18 protein-coding genes are annotated in these 17,550 nt (G+C 64.0%); 3 read left to right on the top strand and 15 right to left on the bottom strand.

The window, feature by feature from the left end:
- Window positions 1-35 precede the first annotated feature (35 nt).
- The gene (locus C5F46_RS06095; protein ID WP_107324471.1) at window positions 36-953 is read right to left on the bottom strand and encodes a pseudouridine-5'-phosphate glycosidase; all 918 of its coding nucleotides are present in this window, start codon (window positions 951-953) and stop codon (window positions 36-38) included.
- The gene (locus tag C5F46_RS06090; protein ID WP_107324470.1) at window positions 950-1,840 is read right to left on the bottom strand and encodes a PfkB family carbohydrate kinase; all 891 of its coding nucleotides are present in this window, start codon (window positions 1,838-1,840) and stop codon (window positions 950-952) included. Before C5F46_RS06090 ends, C5F46_RS06095 begins: the two co-directional genes overlap by 4 nt.
- 225 nt (window positions 1,841-2,065) lie before the next feature.
- On the opposite strand from C5F46_RS06090, the gene rpsB reads away from it, so the two are divergent.
- Complete coding sequence (gene rpsB / locus C5F46_RS06085) at window positions 2,066-2,824, top strand: 30S ribosomal protein S2 (RefSeq protein WP_107324501.1); 759 nt, start codon at window positions 2,066-2,068, stop codon at window positions 2,822-2,824.
- Between the two features lie 75 nt (window positions 2,825-2,899).
- Window positions 2,900-3,811 carry a translation elongation factor Ts gene (tsf, locus tag C5F46_RS06080; protein ID WP_107324469.1) on the top strand — a complete coding sequence of 304 codons (912 nt, stop codon included), beginning with the start codon at window positions 2,900-2,902 and terminating at the stop codon, window positions 3,809-3,811.
- Between the two features lie 49 nt (window positions 3,812-3,860).
- Here the strand turns inward: tsf and C5F46_RS06075 are convergent, their stop codons facing one another.
- The gene (locus C5F46_RS06075) at window positions 3,861-4,655 is read right to left on the bottom strand and encodes a helix-turn-helix transcriptional regulator (RefSeq protein ID WP_107324468.1); all 795 of its coding nucleotides are present in this window, start codon (window positions 4,653-4,655) and stop codon (window positions 3,861-3,863) included.
- 193 nt (window positions 4,656-4,848) lie between these two features.
- Between C5F46_RS06075 and C5F46_RS06070 the strand changes: the two genes are divergently transcribed.
- Window positions 4,849-6,030: an NAD(P)/FAD-dependent oxidoreductase gene (locus C5F46_RS06070; protein ID WP_107324467.1), complete on the top strand. Its 1,182-nt coding sequence runs from the start codon at window positions 4,849-4,851 to the stop codon at window positions 6,028-6,030.
- 6 nt (window positions 6,031-6,036) lie between these two features.
- Here C5F46_RS06070 and C5F46_RS06065 read toward each other — a convergent pair whose 3' ends face one another.
- The 12 genes from C5F46_RS06065 to C5F46_RS06010 all read right to left on the bottom strand — a co-directional run bounded on the left by C5F46_RS06065 (window position 6,037) and on the right by C5F46_RS06010 (window position 17,546).
- Window positions 6,037-6,468, bottom strand: a complete 432-nt coding sequence (locus tag C5F46_RS06065) for a protein tyrosine phosphatase family protein (protein WP_107324466.1) — start codon at window positions 6,466-6,468, stop codon at window positions 6,037-6,039.
- Between the two features lie 93 nt (window positions 6,469-6,561).
- Entirely contained in the window at window positions 6,562-7,272 is a 711-nt protein-coding gene (locus C5F46_RS06060) for an HAD-IA family hydrolase (protein ID WP_107324465.1), read from the bottom strand.
- A complete protein-coding gene (gph, locus tag C5F46_RS06055) occupies window positions 7,269-7,925 on the bottom strand; it encodes a phosphoglycolate phosphatase (protein WP_107324464.1) in 657 nt (218 codons plus the stop codon). Before gph ends, C5F46_RS06060 begins: the two co-directional genes overlap by 4 nt.
- Window positions 7,925-8,479 (bottom strand): thioredoxin family protein, encoded by a 555-nt coding sequence (locus C5F46_RS06050; protein ID WP_107324463.1) that lies wholly within the window; start codon window positions 8,477-8,479, stop codon window positions 7,925-7,927. Before C5F46_RS06050 ends, gph begins: the two co-directional genes overlap by 1 nt.
- Window positions 8,479-9,423 (bottom strand): MBL fold metallo-hydrolase, encoded by a 945-nt coding sequence (locus C5F46_RS06045; protein ID WP_107324462.1) that lies wholly within the window; start codon window positions 9,421-9,423, stop codon window positions 8,479-8,481. Before C5F46_RS06045 ends, C5F46_RS06050 begins: the two co-directional genes overlap by 1 nt.
- A gap of 1 nt (window position 9,424) precedes the next feature.
- Window positions 9,425-10,342, bottom strand: coding sequence for an MBL fold metallo-hydrolase (locus C5F46_RS06040; protein WP_107324461.1), 918 nt, complete (start codon window positions 10,340-10,342; stop codon window positions 9,425-9,427).
- Between the two features lie 99 nt (window positions 10,343-10,441).
- Window positions 10,442-11,131, bottom strand: a complete 690-nt coding sequence (gene rpe / locus C5F46_RS06035) for a ribulose-phosphate 3-epimerase (RefSeq protein ID WP_107324460.1) — start codon at window positions 11,129-11,131, stop codon at window positions 10,442-10,444.
- Between the two features lie 54 nt (window positions 11,132-11,185).
- Complete coding sequence (locus C5F46_RS06030; protein ID WP_107324459.1) at window positions 11,186-12,559, bottom strand: ribulose-bisphosphate carboxylase; 1,374 nt, start codon at window positions 12,557-12,559, stop codon at window positions 11,186-11,188.
- Between the two features lie 21 nt (window positions 12,560-12,580).
- The gene (gene fba / locus C5F46_RS06025) at window positions 12,581-13,645 is read right to left on the bottom strand and encodes a class II fructose-bisphosphate aldolase (RefSeq protein ID WP_107324458.1); all 1,065 of its coding nucleotides are present in this window, start codon (window positions 13,643-13,645) and stop codon (window positions 12,581-12,583) included.
- A gap of 29 nt (window positions 13,646-13,674) precedes the next feature.
- The gene (gene gap, locus C5F46_RS06020) at window positions 13,675-14,676 is read right to left on the bottom strand and encodes a type I glyceraldehyde-3-phosphate dehydrogenase (RefSeq protein WP_107324457.1); all 1,002 of its coding nucleotides are present in this window, start codon (window positions 14,674-14,676) and stop codon (window positions 13,675-13,677) included.
- A 15-nt stretch (window positions 14,677-14,691) separates the two neighbouring features.
- On the bottom strand, window positions 14,692-16,665 hold the full coding sequence (gene tkt, locus C5F46_RS06015; RefSeq protein ID WP_107324456.1) for a transketolase: 1,974 nt from the start codon (window positions 16,663-16,665) through the stop codon (window positions 14,692-14,694).
- A gap of 8 nt (window positions 16,666-16,673) precedes the next feature.
- Entirely contained in the window at window positions 16,674-17,546 is an 873-nt protein-coding gene (locus C5F46_RS06010) for a phosphoribulokinase (RefSeq protein ID WP_107324455.1), read from the bottom strand.
- Window positions 17,547-17,550 lie beyond the last annotated feature (4 nt).

The following is a 17,550-nucleotide window of genomic DNA, read 5'->3' as shown; positions in this document are numbered from 1 at the left end:
GGCTGGCGGGCGCCGCCGCAACGGCTGGCCTATGATTATCGGGCGCGGGCGATTTCGGCCGCGATTTCGGCGGCAAGGCGGGCGTTGGCGCGCACCAGCGCGATATTGGCCGCCAGCGATCGGCCCTGCGTCAGATCAAAGATGCGCGCCAGCAGAAACGGTGTGACCTGCTTCGCCGCAATCCCCTGCGCCGCAGCCTCGGCCAGTGCGGCCTCGATCAGCGGGGTAATCTGGGCGCGGGCGATCTCGGCCTCGGGCGGGATCGGGTTGGCGACCAGTTGGCCGCCGCCCAGTCCCAGCCGCGCGCGCATCTGGTGGGCCGCGGCGATCCGGGCGGCGCTGTCCATCCGCAGGGGCGCGGGCAGGCCCGAGTCGCGCGACCAGAAGGCAGGAAAGGCGTCCTGACCATAGGCGATCACCGGCACGCCCAGCGTTTCCAGCACCTCAAGCGTTTTCGGCAGATCAAGTATGGCCTTGGCCCCCGCCGCCACCACCGTCACCGGCGTTCGGGCCAGTTCATGCAGGTCGGCCGAAATGTCAAAGCTGGTGTCGGCGCCGCGATGCACCCCGCCGATGCCGCCGGTGGCAAAGACCGCGATCCCGGCCAGATGCGCGCAGATCATCGTGGCGGCCACGGTGGTGGCTCCGGTGGCCTCGCTGGCCAGACAGGCCGCCAGATCGGCGCGCGACAGCTTCATCACGCCCTGCGCCTGCGCCAGCCGGTCCAGCGCCGGGCGGTCAAGCCCGATGTGGATTTGCCCGCCCATCACGGCGATGGTGGCGGGTGTGGCCCCGGCGGCGCGCACCTCGGCCTCGACAGCCAGCGCGGTGTCGCGGTTTTGCGGCCAAGGCATACCGTGGGTGATGATCGTGGATTCCAGCGCCACCACCGGGCGCCCGGTCTCCAGCGCGGCGCGGACTTCGGGGGAGACGGAAAGGGGCAGGGCGGTCATGCGGCGGTTTCTCCTGAGACATGGCGCGCGGCATGGGCGAGCGCCGCTTGCAGCGCCTGCGCGCGGGGGCAGCCGCGCAGTTCAGCCGCAAGATGGGCGGCCATGAAAGCGTCGCCCGCGCCGGTGACACGGGCCAGCGCCACCGCGGGGGGAAGGGCGGTGATCAGATCGCAGGCGCAGGCATCGGCTGCCGTTCGCGCGCCGTCTGTCACCAGCACCCGGCGCGCGCCGCCCGCGATCAGCCCTGCCGCGGCCTCGGGCGCGGTGGCACAGGCCCGGCCCGCCAGCAGCCCGGCCTCGGCGCGGTTGAGGTAAAGCGTGGCCCCCGGATGGCACAGGAACGGCGCCAGCCGCAAAGCCTTGTCCGGGCTGGCCGAGACCAGGCGCAGATCCGCCACCGACAGCCATGGGGCGTCGGCAATGGCGGCCAGCAGCGCCGCGGGCAGGTTGCCGTCGATCACCACCGGCCCGGCCCAGGGCGCGGAGGGCGTGGCAAGCGGGCCATGGGTCAGCGGGTGCAGGATGGAAGCGCCCGCCGCCTCCAGCCCGCGGGCATCGGCGATGGCGGCGATCAGCCCGCCCTGATCCTCGATCGCCACATAGCGGTCGGTTGGGCCGCCGAAACGATGCAGATGATCGCAGATCACCCCGCGGGCAGTCAGCGCGGCGATCAATTCCTCGCCCTCAGCATCGCGCCCGACCGCCGACACCAGCGCAGGCCGATGCCCAAGCCGCGCCAGCGCCACCGCGATATTCAGCGCCACACCGCCCGGCGCCCGATCGATCTGCCCGGCCCGGTCGGCCCCCGGCATCATCGTGCCCGCTGCGCGACCGATGATGTCCCACAGCGCCGAGCCGATGCAAAGGGTGTCGGGACACGGTGTCATTCGCCTTTCCTGCCCGCAGCCAGGGCCTTGTGCAAGAGCGCTGTGCCGCGCACCCAGCCGCAAATACGGGGCGCGGGGGCTTGCCCCGGCTGTCAAAGCAGGCTAATGGGCGCGCACTTCACAGGCGGGGTTGGGCCTATCGGGGGAGAAATCCCCGACGGGTCCGCCGGTTGGGCAGATGCCCTGAATGCCCCGCCAAGGCGCGAAACCGGAAAGGAACACGATATGGCGCTTCCCGAATTTTCCATGCGTCAGCTCTTGGAAGCTGGCGTTCACTACGGCCACCAGACCCAGCGCTGGAACCCGCGCATGGCTGAATACATCTATGGCGACCGCAACGGTATCCACATTCTTGACCTGACCCAGACGGTGCCGATGCTGGACGCCGCGCTGCAGGTTGTGCGCGACACCGTGGCCAAAGGCGGCCGCGTTCTGTTCGTCGGCACCAAGCGTCAGGCGCAAAAGGCGATCGCCGAATCTGCCGAGCGTTGCGCGCAGTTCTACATGAACCACCGCTGGCTGGGCGGCACGCTGACCAACTGGAAAACCGTGTCGCAGTCGATCGCGCGTTTGAAGCAGATCGACGAGATCATGGCCCATGGCGCCGAAGGGCTGACCAAGAAAGAACGCCTCGGGATGGAACGCGAGCAGGCCAAACTTCAGGCCAGCCTTGGCGGCATCCGCGAAATGGGCGGCCTGCCGGACCTGATCTTCATCATCGACGTGAACAAGGAAGATCTGGCGATCCTCGAAGCGCAAAAGCTGGGCATCCCGGTTGTGGCCGTGGTTGACACCAACTGCTCGCCCAAGGGCGTGGATTACATCATCCCCGGCAACGACGACGCCGCCCGCGCGATCGCGCTGTATTGCGACCTGATCAGCCGCGCCGCGCTGGACGGGATGAGCGCGCAGATGGGCGCCGCCGGTGTGGACCTTGGCGCGCTGGCCGACGCCCCGGTGGAAGAGCTCGCCGAAGAGGCCTGAGCCTGCCGCAACAGAAATGTCATCGGGCGGGGATATTCCCCGCCTGACCCATTCTCAAACCCAGGAGAGCCAGACATGGCAATCACCGCCCAGATGGTGAAGGAACTGCGCGAGACCACCGGCGCAGGGATGATGGATGCGAAAAAAGCGTTGACCGAGACCGACGGCAACATGGAAGCCGCGATCGACTGGCTGCGCACCAAGGGCCTGGCGAAAGCCGCCAAGAAAGCCGACCGCGTGGCCGCCGAAGGTCTCGTTGGCGTGGCTGTCACCAATGGTCGCGGCGTCGCAGTCGAGCTGAACTCGGAAACCGACTTCGTCGCCAAGAACGCCGACTTCCAGTCGTTGGTGCGCGAAATCACCAAGGTCGCGCTGGAAACCGGCGAATCGATCGAAGTGCTGAAAGCGGCGCATCTGAACGGCACCCCGGTCGAGCAGGCGCTGACCGATGCCATCGCCCGGATCGGCGAAAACATGACCCTGCGCCGGATGCATCTGCTGCAAGGTGATACCGTCGTGTCGTATGTGCACAACGCCGCCGCCGAAGGCATGGGCAAGATCGGCGTTCTGGTTGCGCTGACGGGGCCGGCCGACAAGGCGCTGGAAATCGGCAAGCAATTCGCCATGCACATCGCCGCCACCGCGCCGCTGTCGCTGTCGGAGGCCACGCTGGACCCGGCGCTGGTTGAGCGCGAGCTGCAAGTGCAGACCGCCAAGGCGCTGGAAGAAAACGCGACCGCCGACAAGCCCAAACCCGATGCGGTGATTCACAACAACATCATCCCTGGCCGGATGAAGCGGTTCCTGTCGGAAAATACGCTTTTGGGTCAGGCTTTCGTGATCAACCCTGATCTGACCGTGGCGCAAGCTGCCAAAGAAGCCGGGGTCGAGATCACGGGCTTTGCCCGCGTCGCCGTGGGCGAGGGCATCGAGAAAAAAGAAGAAGACTTCGCCGCCGAAGTCGCCAAGACGCTGCAAGGCGCCTGAGGCCAAGTCAACAGATCAAAGGCCGCCGTCCCGCAAGGGGCGGCGGTTTTTATTTGTAGGCCTTGGGAGGCGCCGCGGCTAGGGGTGGCTGATCGTCAGCGACATTCAGGAATATCTGCCCCTGCATCGAGGCTTTCAGCACCGCCTGCGCTGTCGTCTCGACATCCAGCACCTCGCGCGCAAGGCGCAGGTGCTTTTCCACGGTGGCCGGGGTCAGCCCCAGAATCGTTGCGATATCGGCGGTGGTCTTGCCATCACCCACCCATTCCAACACCTCGCGCTGGCGCGGGGTCAGGCCTCGTCTGGTGCCGATGAAGGGCAGCGAGGACACCCGGAGATGAAACGCCAGATTGGCCACCATCAGATCGCGGCGGTGTTCTGACCAGATCGCGTCAACCTGCGCCTGGCTGATACCGGGCGCGGCGCACAGCCCGATCGCGGCCTTGTTGCGGAGGTTCTCTGACGGGAAGCTGACGGTGTAACCCGCGGTGACACGATGGGCGCGGTTCAACTCATACACCCGGCGCTCTTCTTCCGTCAGGGTGTCCGGGTCACATGTGGCCGCAATCCCGTTCCACGAACAGTCGCCCTCATGATCGGCCGCCCATTTCACCATCGGAGAGTGGCGAAACAGGCCATCATGCACATAAGCCTCGGTAAAGGCGGGGGCGTGGTTCGACAGAAACAGCGTATCGTCAAGATTCCCGAATCCTTCAGGCCTGCGAAAGCGCGTGCAGCCATAGATCAGCCGGTCAAACCCGTAACGAGCCATCTGGCTGACGTGCAGCGACCAGATCGCATCAATACAGCGCTCCCTAAAAAGTCGTTCTAAATGATCGAGCACTCAGCGCCTCCTCCGCGTGCATCAAAACTGAAATCATAAAGAGATCCACGAATAGCGGGATCTGCCCAAAGTGACCCGAAATGTACCTAAAGGTTAGTGCCACAGCCCCCAGCCTGTCGAGAGAAGGATCGCGGAATGTTGAACTTTCCGCCAAGACAGGTAGAAACTTGCCGATGCGGCCACGGAGGCAGGGATGCGGCAAGGTGGCTATGACATCGTGATCGTGGGCGGCGCGGTAATGGGGGCCTCGATCGCCTACTGGATCACCCGTACCTGCCCCGGAGCAGCGGTTCTGGTGGTGGAGCGCGATCCGACTTTTGCGCGCGCCTCCACCGCGCTGTCTGTGGCCTCGATCCGGTCGCATTTTTCAAACCCGGTCAACGTGGAGATCAGCCGCTTTGGTTATGAATTCGTGCGGGATTTTGCCCGCATGGTGCCAAACGCCGGGGTTGGCGATCTGGGCCTCAAGGAAAACGGCTATCTGTTCCTGACCGGCACTGCCGAGGGCGCCGCTACGCTGGAGGAACTGGCCGCGATGCAGCGCAGCCTTGGCGCCTCGACCCAGGTGCTGGACGCCGCCGATCTTGCCCACCGCTTTCCCTGGATGAACCTTGAGGGGATCATGGCCGGATCGTTCGGGCCGACCGGCGAGGGGTGGTTCGACAACATGGGCCTGCTGACCGGCCTGCGCACCGCCGCACGCGCTCAGGGTGCCATATTCACCACCGATACCGTCGTCGGGCTGGAGCGCGATGGCGACCGGGTGGTGGCGGCGCAGTTGCAGCAGGCAGGCCGGGTAGAGGCCGCGGCCTTTGTCAACGCCGCCGGAACGCGGGCCGCTGAAGTGCTGCGCTGGTTGGGCGAGGATTTGCCGGTAGAGCCGCGCAAACGAACGGTTTTTGTGATCGACGCCCCAAATGCCCGGCACCCCGACGCGCCGCTGCTGATCGACCCTGCGGGGTTTTATCTGCGCCCTAGCCATGATCAGTGGATCACCGCAACGGTCCCCGCCGAAGACGGCCCCTGCGCCGCCGATGATTTCGACCCAGATCACGCCCAGTTCGACGATATCATCTGGCCACGACTGTTTGCCCGAGCGCCGGGGTTCGACGCGGTCAAGGTGCTGCGGTTCTGGGTCGGACATTACGCCTATAACACATTGGATCAGAACGCGATTCTGGGGCGCCACCCAGCCTTTCAGAACCTGTATCTGGCAAACGGCTTTTCCGGCCATGGCCTGCAACAGGCACCGGCCGTAGGCCGCGGGATTGCCGAACTGATCCTGTCGGGCGCGTGGCAGACACTGGACCTGTCGCCGCTGGGGGTAGAGCGGATTCTGGCCCGCCGCCCCTTTGCCGAACGCGCCATTGTCTGACCCGCCTCACCCCCGCAGACGGGGCCGATCTTCGATGGCGGGCGCAAGGCCCGTGGCGTCATAGCCCGCGCGGCGTGTGGTAGCCAATATTTCAGCGGTCGGCAGATGACCCGCCATGGCCATCGCCCAGAGGTAGCACGACCGCGTGCCCGAGCGGCAATAGGCCAGAACCGGGCCTTCGCAGTCACGCAAAGCAGCCTCGAAACGCGTCACAAGATCGGGCGTCAAGTTGCCGGAATAATAGGGAATATAGCGGTAAGCCAGCCCAGCGGCCGCAGCCATGCGCGCCATTTCATCCGCCCATAGATCGGGTTCGATCTCATCATCGGGGCGGTTGTTGATGATGGTGCGAAAACCGGCCGCGGCGGCGGCGACGAAATCTTCAGGTGCGAGTTGCGGCGACACCGCAAAACCCGGCGTGATCTGCCGAAGGTCCATTCCGTTCTCCCTGTCGGGCGCGGTTCTCCCACCGGCGCCGTGGGCCATCTGGCAAGATGACCCGGTCCAGTGTCGCCTGCGCCGCAGGGATATTCAAGCACCGGCAGAGGGTTGCGCCGCAAGAAAACCGGCCAGAGGATCGGGCAGCGGCGCAGAAAGGTCGGGCAGGCGCCAATCGGCCGCCGAAAAATCCTCGCCCACCGTGTAAACACTGGGTGTGATCAGAACCCGCAGCCCCGCTGCCTGCGCCGAGGCAAGCCCTGCGCGGCTGTCTTCAAAGGCGACCGCCGCAGACGCGGGCAGGCCCAGACGCTCAAGCGCCAGAAGGAACACATCGGGGGCGGGCTTCTTGGCCTTGACCTCATCGCCTGCGGCGATCACGTCAAACACCGCCTCAGGTTCGGCGCCCCAGCAGGCGCGGGTCAGGGCGGCGACATTGGGCAGGTTGGTGGTGGTGGCAACCGCAAGCTTTAGCCCCGCAGCGCGCGCCCGCGTGATCAGATCGGCCACACCACGCCGCAAGTGCAACCCGCCCCGCGCGAGGATGTCCGCGTAACGCGCTGTTTTTTCGATATGAAGTGCTGCAATCTGTTCGCTGCGCAAAACCGGCGCGGCCAAGGTCGCCTGATGCGCAGCCATCCGTTCCTTGCCGCCGGTGGTGCGCAGCAGAATGCGGTAATCGGCCTGGCTCCAATGCCAGCCAAGGCCATGGGCGGCGAAGGTTTCGTTGAACGCCTGCCTGTGCGCCTCTTCGGTTTCAGCCAGCGTTCCGTCAACGTCAAAGATAAGCGCAGCAAGGGTCATGCAAGACGCTCCACAATGGCGGGAAGATCGGTGAAATCGGAAAAGGCCACGTCATGCGGCAGCGCCTCGACCGGGGTTTTGCGATAGCCTTCGGTGAACAGCGCAAAGGGCATGGCGGCGGCCTGCGCGGTGGCGGCGTCAACCTCGCTGTCGCCGACATAGACGGCGCGGGGGGCGCCCAGATCGGCCAGCACCCTGAACAGCGGCGCCGGGTCAGGCTTGCGCACCGGCAGGCTGTCGCCGCCCAGCACCACCTGAAACAGCGGCAGCAGGCCCAGATGCGCCAGAACCGCCCGCGTCGGCGCCAGCGGCTTGTTGGTGCAGATCGCCAGCGGATGGCCAAGGGCAGCCAGCCGGTCGAGCGTTTCGCGGACATTCGGATAGGTCACGGTCAGGGTGACAGCATCTTCGTAGCGTGCTATAAAAGCGTCATAAATTTCGGAATTGCGTGGGCCATTGGGGTCTTCGCCCGAGGCGCGCAGCAGACATTCGACCAGATGCGGCACCCCCTTGCCGACAAAGCTGCGCACCTGTGGCAGCGTCAGCGGGTGCAGCCCCGCCTCGGACAGAACCGCGTTCGAGGCCGCGTGAATGTCGGGCGCGCTGTCAATCAGCGTGCCGTCGAGGTCGAAAATGACGGGCACACGGCTCATCAGGCATCCTTCCATTTGATCGAACATCCCATCGAGGGGATCTGGTGCTCCGGCCCCTTGCCGGTGCGGGCGACTTGCATCATCGCTTCATATAGCTCACGCCGGGCGTCGGGCGCACCTGCCTGCTTGGCCGAGGCATCCAGCCGGCCACGATATTGCAAGCCACCACCGGCGTCAAAGCCAAAGAAATCGGGGGTGCAGACCGCCCCATAAGCCTTTGCAACAGATTGACTTTCATCGTAGAGGTAGGGGAAAGGGAAGGCCCGTTCGCGCGCCAGTTTCGCCATGTTGTCAAAGCTGTCTTCGGGGTAGTCGGCGGCGTCATTGGCCGAGATCGCCACAACGCCGATGCCTTCGGCCTGCAAGGCCGAGGCATCGCGCAGGATGCGGTCAAGGATTGATTGCACATAGGGGCAGTGGTTGCAGATGAACATCACCAACGTGCCCTTTGGCCCGGAAATCTGATCAAGGCGCCAGCGCTGCCCGTCGGTGCCGGGCAGATCAAAGCCCGGCGCAGGCCAACCGAAATCACAGACAGGCGGCGAGACGGCCATTATTCAAACTCCATTTCCGCAAAGACCACGCCGGCATTCTTCGTGGCCAGTTCCTCGAACGTGTCCAGATGCGCATAGGGGCTTTGGTCAACGTAATAGGCGCCGGCAAGATCCCCTCCGTTTTCAATGTGCTCCGCGATTTTGCTGCGAAGATAGGCGAGGTAGTCGCGAGTATAGCGGCGCACCTGCGCAAGATTGGTCGGGTGGCCATGACCCGGAATCACATAGGTCGGTGCCATCGGCTCCAGCTTCGTCTCCCATGTTTCGATCCAGCAGGAGGTGCAGGTCTCGGCAAAGATCGGGGGCATCCGTTCCTGAAAGGCAATGTCGCCCGCGATCATCAGACCCTGATCGGGCAACCAGACCTGGGTGTCGCCGGGCGAATGGGCGGGGCCAAGGTGTAGCACCTCGATCCGGAACTCCCCCATGGTGATGTCACGCCGGTCGGTGAAGGTTTCGGTAGGGCCCATGGGCACCGTGCCCTCAGCCTTGTCGCGGTTGTAAACCTTCATTGCATCAAAGGCTTGCGGCAAGGAATGATCGAATTCGGCGGCCGCATCGACATGTGCCAGAACAGGCACACCCTGGTCGATCCAGTAGTTGTTGCCCAGCATCGCGTGGCCCTGGCCGTTTTCATTGATAACCAGTTTCACGGGCTGATCGGTGACAGCCTTGATCTCGTCATGCAGGGCCCGCGCCAGGCTGGCGGCCGCGCCTGCATTGATCACGATCACCCCGTCGCCCGTCACGATGAAGGACAGGTTGTTGTTATGGCCCGAGTTTTCGTAGGTCGGGGGGGCGGTCGCGCCGATTGCAGTGAACACGCCCGGGATCACCTCGACTGGCTTTTCATACAGCACCGATTGCGGATACTGATCCGGGATATCTTCGGAGGCGAACGCGGGAACAGCCAGCAAGGCAACGAAAAACATAATGTATTTCATGCTACACCTCGGGTACGAAGCGGTAGCCGTCGGCAGTCTTCTCGGCCCGGCCGAGGCCGCCTTCGGGCAGGTGAAAGCCGATCAGCCGCATCTGGCCTGTCGCGATCTGATCCAGAAGAGCGGCGCGGGTCGGCGCGGCCATGTCGGGGTCTTGATCTGAGCCTGACTTCCACAGCGGGCGTTCAAAGCCGACATGGTGGTTGCCGATCGCATCGCCGACAACCATCACCGACTCTGATCCGCTGCGCAGTTCAAACGCCATATGGCCCGGTGTGTGGCCGGGGCTGAGGCGCGATGCGATGCCAGGCAGGATTTCCTCGCCATCGCCAAAGGTTGCGATACGATCTTGCATCGCCTCCAGCCGCCGCCTGGCGCCAACGGCAAAGGCCGTGCGCGAGGTGCCGATCGAGTCCACCGTGGCCGGGTCCATCCAATAGTCCCATTCGGCCTTGCCGATCATATGGGTGGCATTGGCAAAGACCGGCTCGTCAAACTCGTCCAGCAGACCCCAGAGGTGATCGGGATGGGCATGGGTAAAAACGACATGTGTGACATCTTCGGGGGTCAGCCCCAGCGCCGCCAGTGCGTCCCCCAGTTTGCCGGCGGTAGGCTGGAAATCGGGGCCGGAGCCGACATCGAACAGCACCGTGTTGGTGCCGTCGCGCAGCAGGGTCACATTGCAGGGCGGCATCAGCGCATCGCCGGTTATGCCGTAACGATCAAGAATGGGGGCAAGCTCTGCCTCGGGCAGGCCGCCCAGAATGAAATCTCGCGGCAGAACCAGATGACCGTCGGACAGGGTGTCGAGGGTGACGCCCCCCATGGTCAGGGTGTTGGCCGCCCAAAGCCGGTGCGGAAGCCCCGCTGCGGCCAGTGCTGCGGCGGCGCTGCGCAGAATCACACGGCGCGTGAATTGCATGTCCCGTCCTCCCCGATCAGGCATTCATTCTGGCGAATATGACCGCCAAAATGTCGCAGGGCAAGCTCCTCCCAAAACTTGCCCTGCGTCTCCCCGACTTCAGCTCCGGGCCGCCTCGGCGGCGGCGCGGATCGCCCGGATATTTTCGCCATAAGGCGCGGTATTGCTGACCGACCCGCCCTTGAACACGGCCGAGCCTGCCACCAGAACGTCAGCCCCGGCCGCCGCCACCAGAGGTGCGGTTTCGGGGGTCACACCGCCGTCGATCTCGATGTGAATCGGACGGTCGCCGATCATGGCGCGCAGGCGGCGCACCTTTTCGACTTGGCTGTGGATGAATTTCTGCCCGCCAAAACCGGGGTTTACGGTCATCACGCAGACCAGATCGCACAGGTCGAGCATATGCTCGATCGCATCCAGCCCGGTGCCGGGGTTGATCGCCAGACCGGCCTTGGCGCCGGTGGCGCGGATCGCCTGCAAGGTGCGGTGGCTGTGCGCGCCCGCCTCGGGGTGGAACGAGATGATGTCGGCGCCCGCGTTGGCAAAGGCCTCGATATAGGCATCGACCGGGGCGATCATCAGGTGAACGTCCATCACGCCCTTGATATGCGGGCGGATCGCGGCGCAGGTGGCCGGGCCAAAGGTGATGTTGGGCACGAAATGGCCATCCATCACATCGACATGGACCCAATCGCAGCCCTCAGCCTCGATGGCGCGGCATTCGGCGCCGAAATTGGCGAAATCGGCAGACAGGATCGACGGGGCGATCTTGATACGGCGGTCGAACATGGGGGCTCTCCGATGGGAAGGGGGCGCCGCCGGCGAACCGGCGGCGCGATGGTGTCACACGCCGAGCGCTGCGCGCCAGCCCGGATAGATCTTGTCGGCATCGGCCGGGAAGCTTTCGAAGGCGCGGGCGAATTCGCGGTGGGTTTTCGCAAATTGCACCGGATCGGCGCCTTCACGCCAGCACATTTCAGCCTGACGCAGCGAGGTCGCCCCCGCAATGGCGCCGTCGATATGGCCAAAGGCGCCGCCGCCCGCAGTCATGATAAGGTTCGAATGGCCCAGGTTCTTGAAGAAGCCCGGCATCCGCAGCGCGTTCATGCCACCCGAAATGATCGGCGTGGTCGGGTTCATGCCCGCCCAGTCCTGCTTGAAGTAGGGGCCTTCGGCGACATCGTCGGTGATCATGTAGGCCATCAGCTTGTCGGCCGCTTCGCCTTCCATCTTGCCAAAGCCCATGGTCCCGGTGTGGATACCCGAGGCACCTTGCAGACGCGCCATTTTCGACAGAACGAAGGCAGTATAGCCACGCATCGACTGCGGCGAGGTGACGGCGCCGTGGCCCGCACGGTGATAGTGCAGATACTGGCGCGGGAAGGCGCGGCGCGCGGTGGTGATCGCGGCCGGGCCGGTCACATAGCCATCGACGAGGAAGGCCACATGGGTCGCGTTCTCGCCAAAGGTTTCCAGAATGAACTCGCCGCGGGCGAGCATTTCATAGTGGTCATCGGCGGTAATGTTGAACGAGAACAGCTTGGCCATCCCGGTCTTGTCCTGTGCGCGCTTCATCGCATCAGCCACAAGCCGCACCGTTTCCTTCATCGGCGCAAAGATCTGGTTGCCCTGCGGTTCATCATTCTTGATGAAATCCCCACCCAGCCAGAAATCATAGCAGGCATCGGCAAACGGTTTCGGGCGCAGGCCCAGCTTCGGCTTGATGATCGTGCCGACGATGAAGCCGCCATCGACCGTGGGGCGACCCAGCACGCGCCACAGATCCTTGATCGTGGTGGTGGGGCCGTCAAACGCGCTCAGGTAGCTGGGCGGCAGCCAGAAGTCGTGCATCTTGGCGTATTCGACGTCGCCCATGCCCTGGTTGTTGCCGATCGTCAGCGTCAGGAACGAGCACAGCATCGCCCGCCCGTCGATCATGTTGCGATCAAACAGCGCAACCGGATAGGCGATCTTCATCAGGCCGGCGGCTTCGTCGATCTCATAGACCAGCGCATCGACACCGCGGGTGAAATCGTCGGTCGTCGAGACTTCGACGTTGGTGCCGGTCGAGCTTTCGGCGGCGAAATGCGCAGCCGTTTCCAGAAAGCCGTAGCCGGCTTTCGGTTTCATAATGTAGGCAACCAGAACGTGGTTGCCGCCGGCCATCAGGTCGGCCTCGTTCAAATCGAGCCGCGCGTAGCGAGCTGACTGGTCCATTATCCCTCTCTCCCTGTTCGATCAGGCGGTTTTCGGATCAAGCGACCCGCTGGCATAGCGTTTGGCCATATCGTCTTGCGCGATGACCTTGATCTTGCTGGCATTCCCGGCGGTGCCAAAAGCTTCCAGGCGCAGCTTGCACAGGTCGCGCATCGCATCCATGGCCGGTTTCAGGAATTTGCGCGGATCGAATTCCTTGGGGTTTTCAGTCGCGATCTTGCGGAACTGGCCGGTCATCGCCATCCGGCAGTCGGTGTCGATATTGACCTTGCGCACACCCATCTTGATGCCGCGCACGATCTCTTCGACCGGCACGCCAAAGGTCTGCGGCATCGCCCCACCATAAGCGTTGATGATGTCCTGCAATTCCTGCGGCACGCTCGACGAGCCGTGCATCACCAGGTGGGTGTCGGGCAGTTTCTTGTGGATCGCCTCGATCACGCTCATGGCCAGGATCTCGCCATCGGGCTTGCGCGAGAATTTGTAGGCGCCGTGGCTGGTGCCGCAGGCGATGGCCAGGGCATCGACCTTGGTCTTTTTCACAAAGTCCACCGCCTGATCGGGATCGGTCAGCAGTTGGGAATGGTCCAGCTTGCCTTCGGCGCCGTGGCCATCCTCGGCCTCGGATTCGCCGGTTTCAAGGCTGCCCAGAACGCCCAGCTCGCCCTCGACCGAGGCGCCGACCCAATGCGCCATCTGGCTGACGCGCTGGGTGATGTCGACGTTGTATTCATAACTGGCCGGGGTCTTGGCATCGCCCATCAGCGAGCCGTCCATCATCACCGAAGTGAAGCCGTGACGGATCGCCGACATGCAGGTGGCCTCGTTGTTGCCGTGGTCCTGATGCATGCAGAGCGGAATGTCGGGATAAATCGCGGCCAAAGCCTCGATCATCTTGGCCAGCATGATGTCGTTGGCGTAGTTGCGGGCGCCGCGCGACGCCTGGATGATGACCGGGGCGTCACAGGCCTTGGCGGCCTCCATGATCGCCAGACCCTGTTCCATGTTGTTGATGTTGAACGCCGGCACGCCATAGCCATATTCGGCGGCGTGGTCGAGCAGTTGACGAAGCGTAATCAGTGCCATGTCTGTTGTTCCTCAGCTTGATCCGACGTTCAGATCAGTTTGCCCATTGCCACGGCGGTATCGGCCATGCGGTTCGAGAAGCCCCATTCGTTGTCATACCACGACAGGATGCGGACCATGCGGCCGTCCAGCACCTTGGTCTGGTCCATGTGGAAGACCGAGGAATGGCTGTCGTGGTTGAAGTCGCTGGAGACATTCGGCTGGTCGGTGTAGCCCAGAATGCCCTTCATCGGGCCATCAGCGGCGGCGCGGATCGCGGCGTTCACCTCGGCCACGGTGGTGTCGCGGCTGGCTTCGAACACGAGGTCCACCACCGAGACGTTCGGGGTCGGAACCCGGATCGCCACGCCATCCAGTTTGCCCTTCAGTTCCGGCAGCACCAGACCCACGGCCTTGGCGGCCCCGGTCGAGGTCGGGATCATCGACAGCGCCGCAGCGCGGGCGCGATACAGATCCTTGTGCATCGTGTCCAGCGTCGGCTGGTCGCCGGTGTAGGAGTGGATCGTGGTCATGAAGCCCTTGGTCATGCCAATCGCATCGTTAAGGGCCTTGGCCACCGGCGACAGGCAGTTGGTGGTGCAGGACGCGTTCGACACGACCAGATCGGCGGAGGTCAGCGTGTTGTGGTTCACACCGAAGACGATGGTCTTGTCGGCATTGTCGGCGGGCGCCGAAACCAGAACCCGTTTCGAGCCGTTTTCAAGGTGATAGGCGGCCTTGTCGCGGGCGGTAAAGATGCCGGTGCATTCCATCGCCACATCGACGTCGCCCCAGGGCAGCTCTTTCGGGTCGCGGATCGCGGTCACCCGGATCGGGCCGCGGCCAGCGTCGATCGTGTCGGCGGTGGTGGTCACGGTGCCGGGGAAGCGGCCGTGAACACTGTCGAAACGCAGCAGGTGGGCGTTGGTTTCAACCGGACCCAGATCGTTGATCGCAACAACTTCAATATCGGTGCGGCCGGATTCGATGATCGCGCGCAGCACGTTGCGGCCGATGCGGCCGAAGCCGTTGATGGCAACTTTGACAGTCATGGTATTCCCCTCGTCTCAGATCAGGTTTTTCGCTTTGGCGACAATGGCCTCGGCGGTGATATTGAAGTGTTTGTACAGTGCCGGGGCAGGGGCTGAGGCGCCAAAACCGGACATGCCCACAAAGCCGTCTTGCGGCCCGAGGAACAGATCCCAGCCCATCCGCAGCGCCGCCTCGCAGCCTACGCGCGGCGCGGTGCCCAGCACCGTTGCGCGGTAGGCGTCGGATTGCGCCGCAAAGGCTTCAAAGCAGGGGGCCGAAACGACGGCTGCCTTGATCCCTTCGGAAGCCAGTTGATCGGCCGCAGCCAGCGCCAGTTCCACCTCGGAGCCGGTGGCGATCAGCGTCACATCGCGGGTGCCCGGATCACGCAGCAGATAGGCGCCTTTCGCGGTCAGGTTTTCGGCGGTGTGATCGACCCGCACAAGCGGCAGATTCTGGCGCGACAGCACCAGCATGACCGGCGTTGCGGTCGATTGAATCGCCATTTCCCAGGCTTCGGCGGTTTCCACCGCGTCGCAGGGGCGGATCACAAGCAGGTTCGGAATGGCACGGTTGGCGGCCAGATGTTCCACCGGCTGGTGGGTCGGGCCGTCTTCGCCAAGGCCGATCGAGTCATGCGTCATGACGTAGGTCACGGGCACGCCCATCAGGGCCGACAGCCGGATCGCCGGGCGGCAATAGTCGGAGAATACAAAGAAGGTGCCGCCGTAGGGCTTGAAGCCGCCGTGCAGCGCGATCCCGTTCATCGCGGCTGACATGCCGAATTCGCGGATGCCGTAGTGCATGTAATTGCCCGAGAAATCACCCGGAACCACTGATTTCATTCCCTTCGAGCGGGTCAGGTTCGACCCGGTCAGGTCGGCCGAGCCGCCGATGGTGAAGGGCAGGGTGCCGTTCACCACCTCCAGCGCCATTTCGCTGGCCTTGCGGGTGGCGACCTTCGGCTTGTCGGCCGAAAGTTTCGCCTTGTAGGCCGCAATCGCCGGGGCGAGCGCCGAAACGTCACCCGCTTCGGCGGAAATAAAGTCGGCGCGGGCGGGCGACGCTTGCAGACGTGCCTCCCATTCAGCCCGCGCCGTAGCCCCGCGCGATGCCACCCGGCCCCAGGCAGCGTAGATTTCGGCGGGGATTTCGAAAGGCCCGTGGGTCCAACCCAGGAATTCGCGGGCCGCGGCAATTTCGGCGTCACCCAGTGGGGCGCCGTGAACGTCATGGCTGCCCTGCTTGTTGGGCGCGCCAAAGCCGATGATGGTGCGGCAGGCGATCAGCGAGGGGCGCGCATCCTTGCGTGCAGCCTCGATCGCGGCGGCGACCGCCTCCATGTCGTGGCCATCGACCTCGGCCACATGCCAGCCAGAGGCCGCAAAGCGTGCCTTCTGGTCGGTCGAGGTGGCCAGTTCAGTGTCGCCGTCGATGGTGATCTTGTTGTCGTCCCACATCACGATCAGACGGCCCAGACCCAGATGGCCCGCAAGGTCGATCGCCTCGTGGCTGATACCCTCCATCAGGCAGCCGTCACCGGCGATGACATAGGTGAAATGGTCCACCAGATCATTGCCGTAGCGGGCGTTTTTCAGGCGTTCTGCCAGCGCCATGCCCACCGCGGTCGCAATGCCCTGGCCCAGCGGGCCGGTGGTGACCTCGATCCCGTCGGCATGGCCATATTCCGGGTGGCCGGCGGTGCGCGAGCCAAGCTGGCGGAAGGCGCGCAACTGGTCCATGTCCATGTCGGCATAGCCAATCAGATGGTTCAACGCATAGATCAGCATCGACCCATGACCGGCCGACAGCACAAAGCGGTCGCGGTCGGCCCATTTCGGCGCCTTGGGGTCGATCTTCATGAAGCGGTTGAACAGGACGGTCGCCACATCGGCCATGCCCATCGGCATCCCAGGATGGCCCGAATTGGCTTTTTGAACCGCATCCATCGCAAGCGCGCGGATTGCGTTGGCCATATGCTTTTCTTGCGTCATATCAAGGTCTTTCATGTCGTTCCTCAGGCCCGCTTGGAATCGCGCACCAGCCGCTCGATCAGCGGGGTGAGGATCAGTTGCATCGCGATATCCAGCTTGCCGCCGGGGATCACGATGGAGTTGGCGCGGCTCATCCAGGATCCGGAGATCATGTTGGTCAGATAGGGGAAGTCAATCCCGCGCGGGTTTTTGAAACGGATCACCACGAGGCTCTCATCCGGGGTAGGGATCCAGCGCGCCACGAACGGGTTCGAGGTATCGACGACCGGCACACGCTGGAAGTTGATGTCGGTTTCAGTGAATTGCGGCACGATGCAATGCACATAGGCATGCATCCGGCGCAGGATCACATCAGTCACGGCCTCGGTGGTATAGCCGCGCTGTGCCCGGTCCCGGTGGATTTTCTGGATCCATTCGAGGTTCACGACGGGCACCACCCCGATCTTCAGATCGGCCAGCGCGGCAAGGTTCACCTCGTCGTTCACGACCGAGCCGTGCAGACCTTCGTAGAACAGCACGTCCGACCCGTTATCAAACGGCGCCCAATCGGTGAAATGCCCTGGCGCCACGCCGTATTTTTCGGCCTCGGCGGCGTCGTGGACATAGTGTCGGGTGCGCCCCTTGCCGGTCTCGCCATATTCGCGGAATACCCGCTCCAGCTCGCCCAACTCATTGGCTTCATAGGAGAAATGCGAAAACGTCGGATCGCCCGCAGCGTAACGCTTGTCAAGTTCGGCCTTCATGTCGGCGCGGTTGTAGCGGTGGAAGGCATCGCCCTCGATGGACACGGCCTTAACGCCCTCGCGGCGGAAAATCTGGTCGAAGGTGTGCTTGACCGTGGAGGTGCCGGCGCCCGAGGAGCCGGTGACAGAGATGATCGGATGTTTCTTGCTCATAGGT

Origin of the sequence: Phaeovulum veldkampii DSM 11550 (assembly GCF_003034995.1) — a bacterium.
Taxonomy (GTDB): Bacteria; Pseudomonadota; Alphaproteobacteria; order Rhodobacterales; family Rhodobacteraceae; genus Phaeovulum; species Phaeovulum veldkampii.
Note: the sequence above shows the minus strand (reverse complement) of the source record. Positions and strands in the feature narration are given on the sequence as shown.

Excerpts from the sequence above, each read along its gene's own strand:
- C5F46_RS06095 (WP_107324471.1), bottom strand. The coding sequence starts at position 953 with ATGACCGCCCTGCCCCTTTCCGTCTCCCCCGAAGTCCGCGCCGCGCTG.
- C5F46_RS06090 (WP_107324470.1), bottom strand. The coding sequence starts at position 1,840 with ATGACACCGTGTCCCGACACCCTTTGCATCGGCTCGGCGCTGTGGGAC.
- rpsB (WP_107324501.1), top strand. The coding sequence starts at position 2,066 with ATGGCGCTTCCCGAATTTTCCATGCGTCAGCTCTTGGAAGCTGGCGTT.
- tsf (WP_107324469.1), top strand. The coding sequence starts at position 2,900 with ATGGCAATCACCGCCCAGATGGTGAAGGAACTGCGCGAGACCACCGGC.
- C5F46_RS06070 (WP_107324467.1), top strand. The coding sequence starts at position 4,849 with ATGCGGCAAGGTGGCTATGACATCGTGATCGTGGGCGGCGCGGTAATG.
- C5F46_RS06065 (WP_107324466.1), bottom strand. The coding sequence starts at position 6,468 with ATGGACCTTCGGCAGATCACGCCGGGTTTTGCGGTGTCGCCGCAACTC.
- C5F46_RS06060 (WP_107324465.1), bottom strand. The coding sequence starts at position 7,272 with ATGACCCTTGCTGCGCTTATCTTTGACGTTGACGGAACGCTGGCTGAA.
- gph (WP_107324464.1), bottom strand. The coding sequence starts at position 7,925 with ATGAGCCGTGTGCCCGTCATTTTCGACCTCGACGGCACGCTGATTGAC.
- C5F46_RS06050 (WP_107324463.1), bottom strand. The coding sequence starts at position 8,479 with ATGGCCGTCTCGCCGCCTGTCTGTGATTTCGGTTGGCCTGCGCCGGGC.
- C5F46_RS06045 (WP_107324462.1), bottom strand. The coding sequence starts at position 9,423 with ATGAAATACATTATGTTTTTCGTTGCCTTGCTGGCTGTTCCCGCGTTC.
- C5F46_RS06040 (WP_107324461.1), bottom strand. The coding sequence starts at position 10,342 with ATGCAATTCACGCGCCGTGTGATTCTGCGCAGCGCCGCCGCAGCACTG.
- rpe (WP_107324460.1), bottom strand. The coding sequence starts at position 11,131 with ATGTTCGACCGCCGTATCAAGATCGCCCCGTCGATCCTGTCTGCCGAT.
- C5F46_RS06030 (WP_107324459.1), bottom strand. The coding sequence starts at position 12,559 with ATGGACCAGTCAGCTCGCTACGCGCGGCTCGATTTGAACGAGGCCGAC.
- fba (WP_107324458.1), bottom strand. The coding sequence starts at position 13,645 with ATGGCACTGATTACGCTTCGTCAACTGCTCGACCACGCCGCCGAATAT.
- gap (WP_107324457.1), bottom strand. The coding sequence starts at position 14,676 with ATGACTGTCAAAGTTGCCATCAACGGCTTCGGCCGCATCGGCCGCAAC.
- tkt (WP_107324456.1), bottom strand. The coding sequence starts at position 16,665 with ATGAAAGACCTTGATATGACGCAAGAAAAGCATATGGCCAACGCAATC.
- C5F46_RS06010 (WP_107324455.1), bottom strand. The coding sequence starts at position 17,546 with ATGAGCAAGAAACATCCGATCATCTCTGTCACCGGCTCCTCGGGCGCC.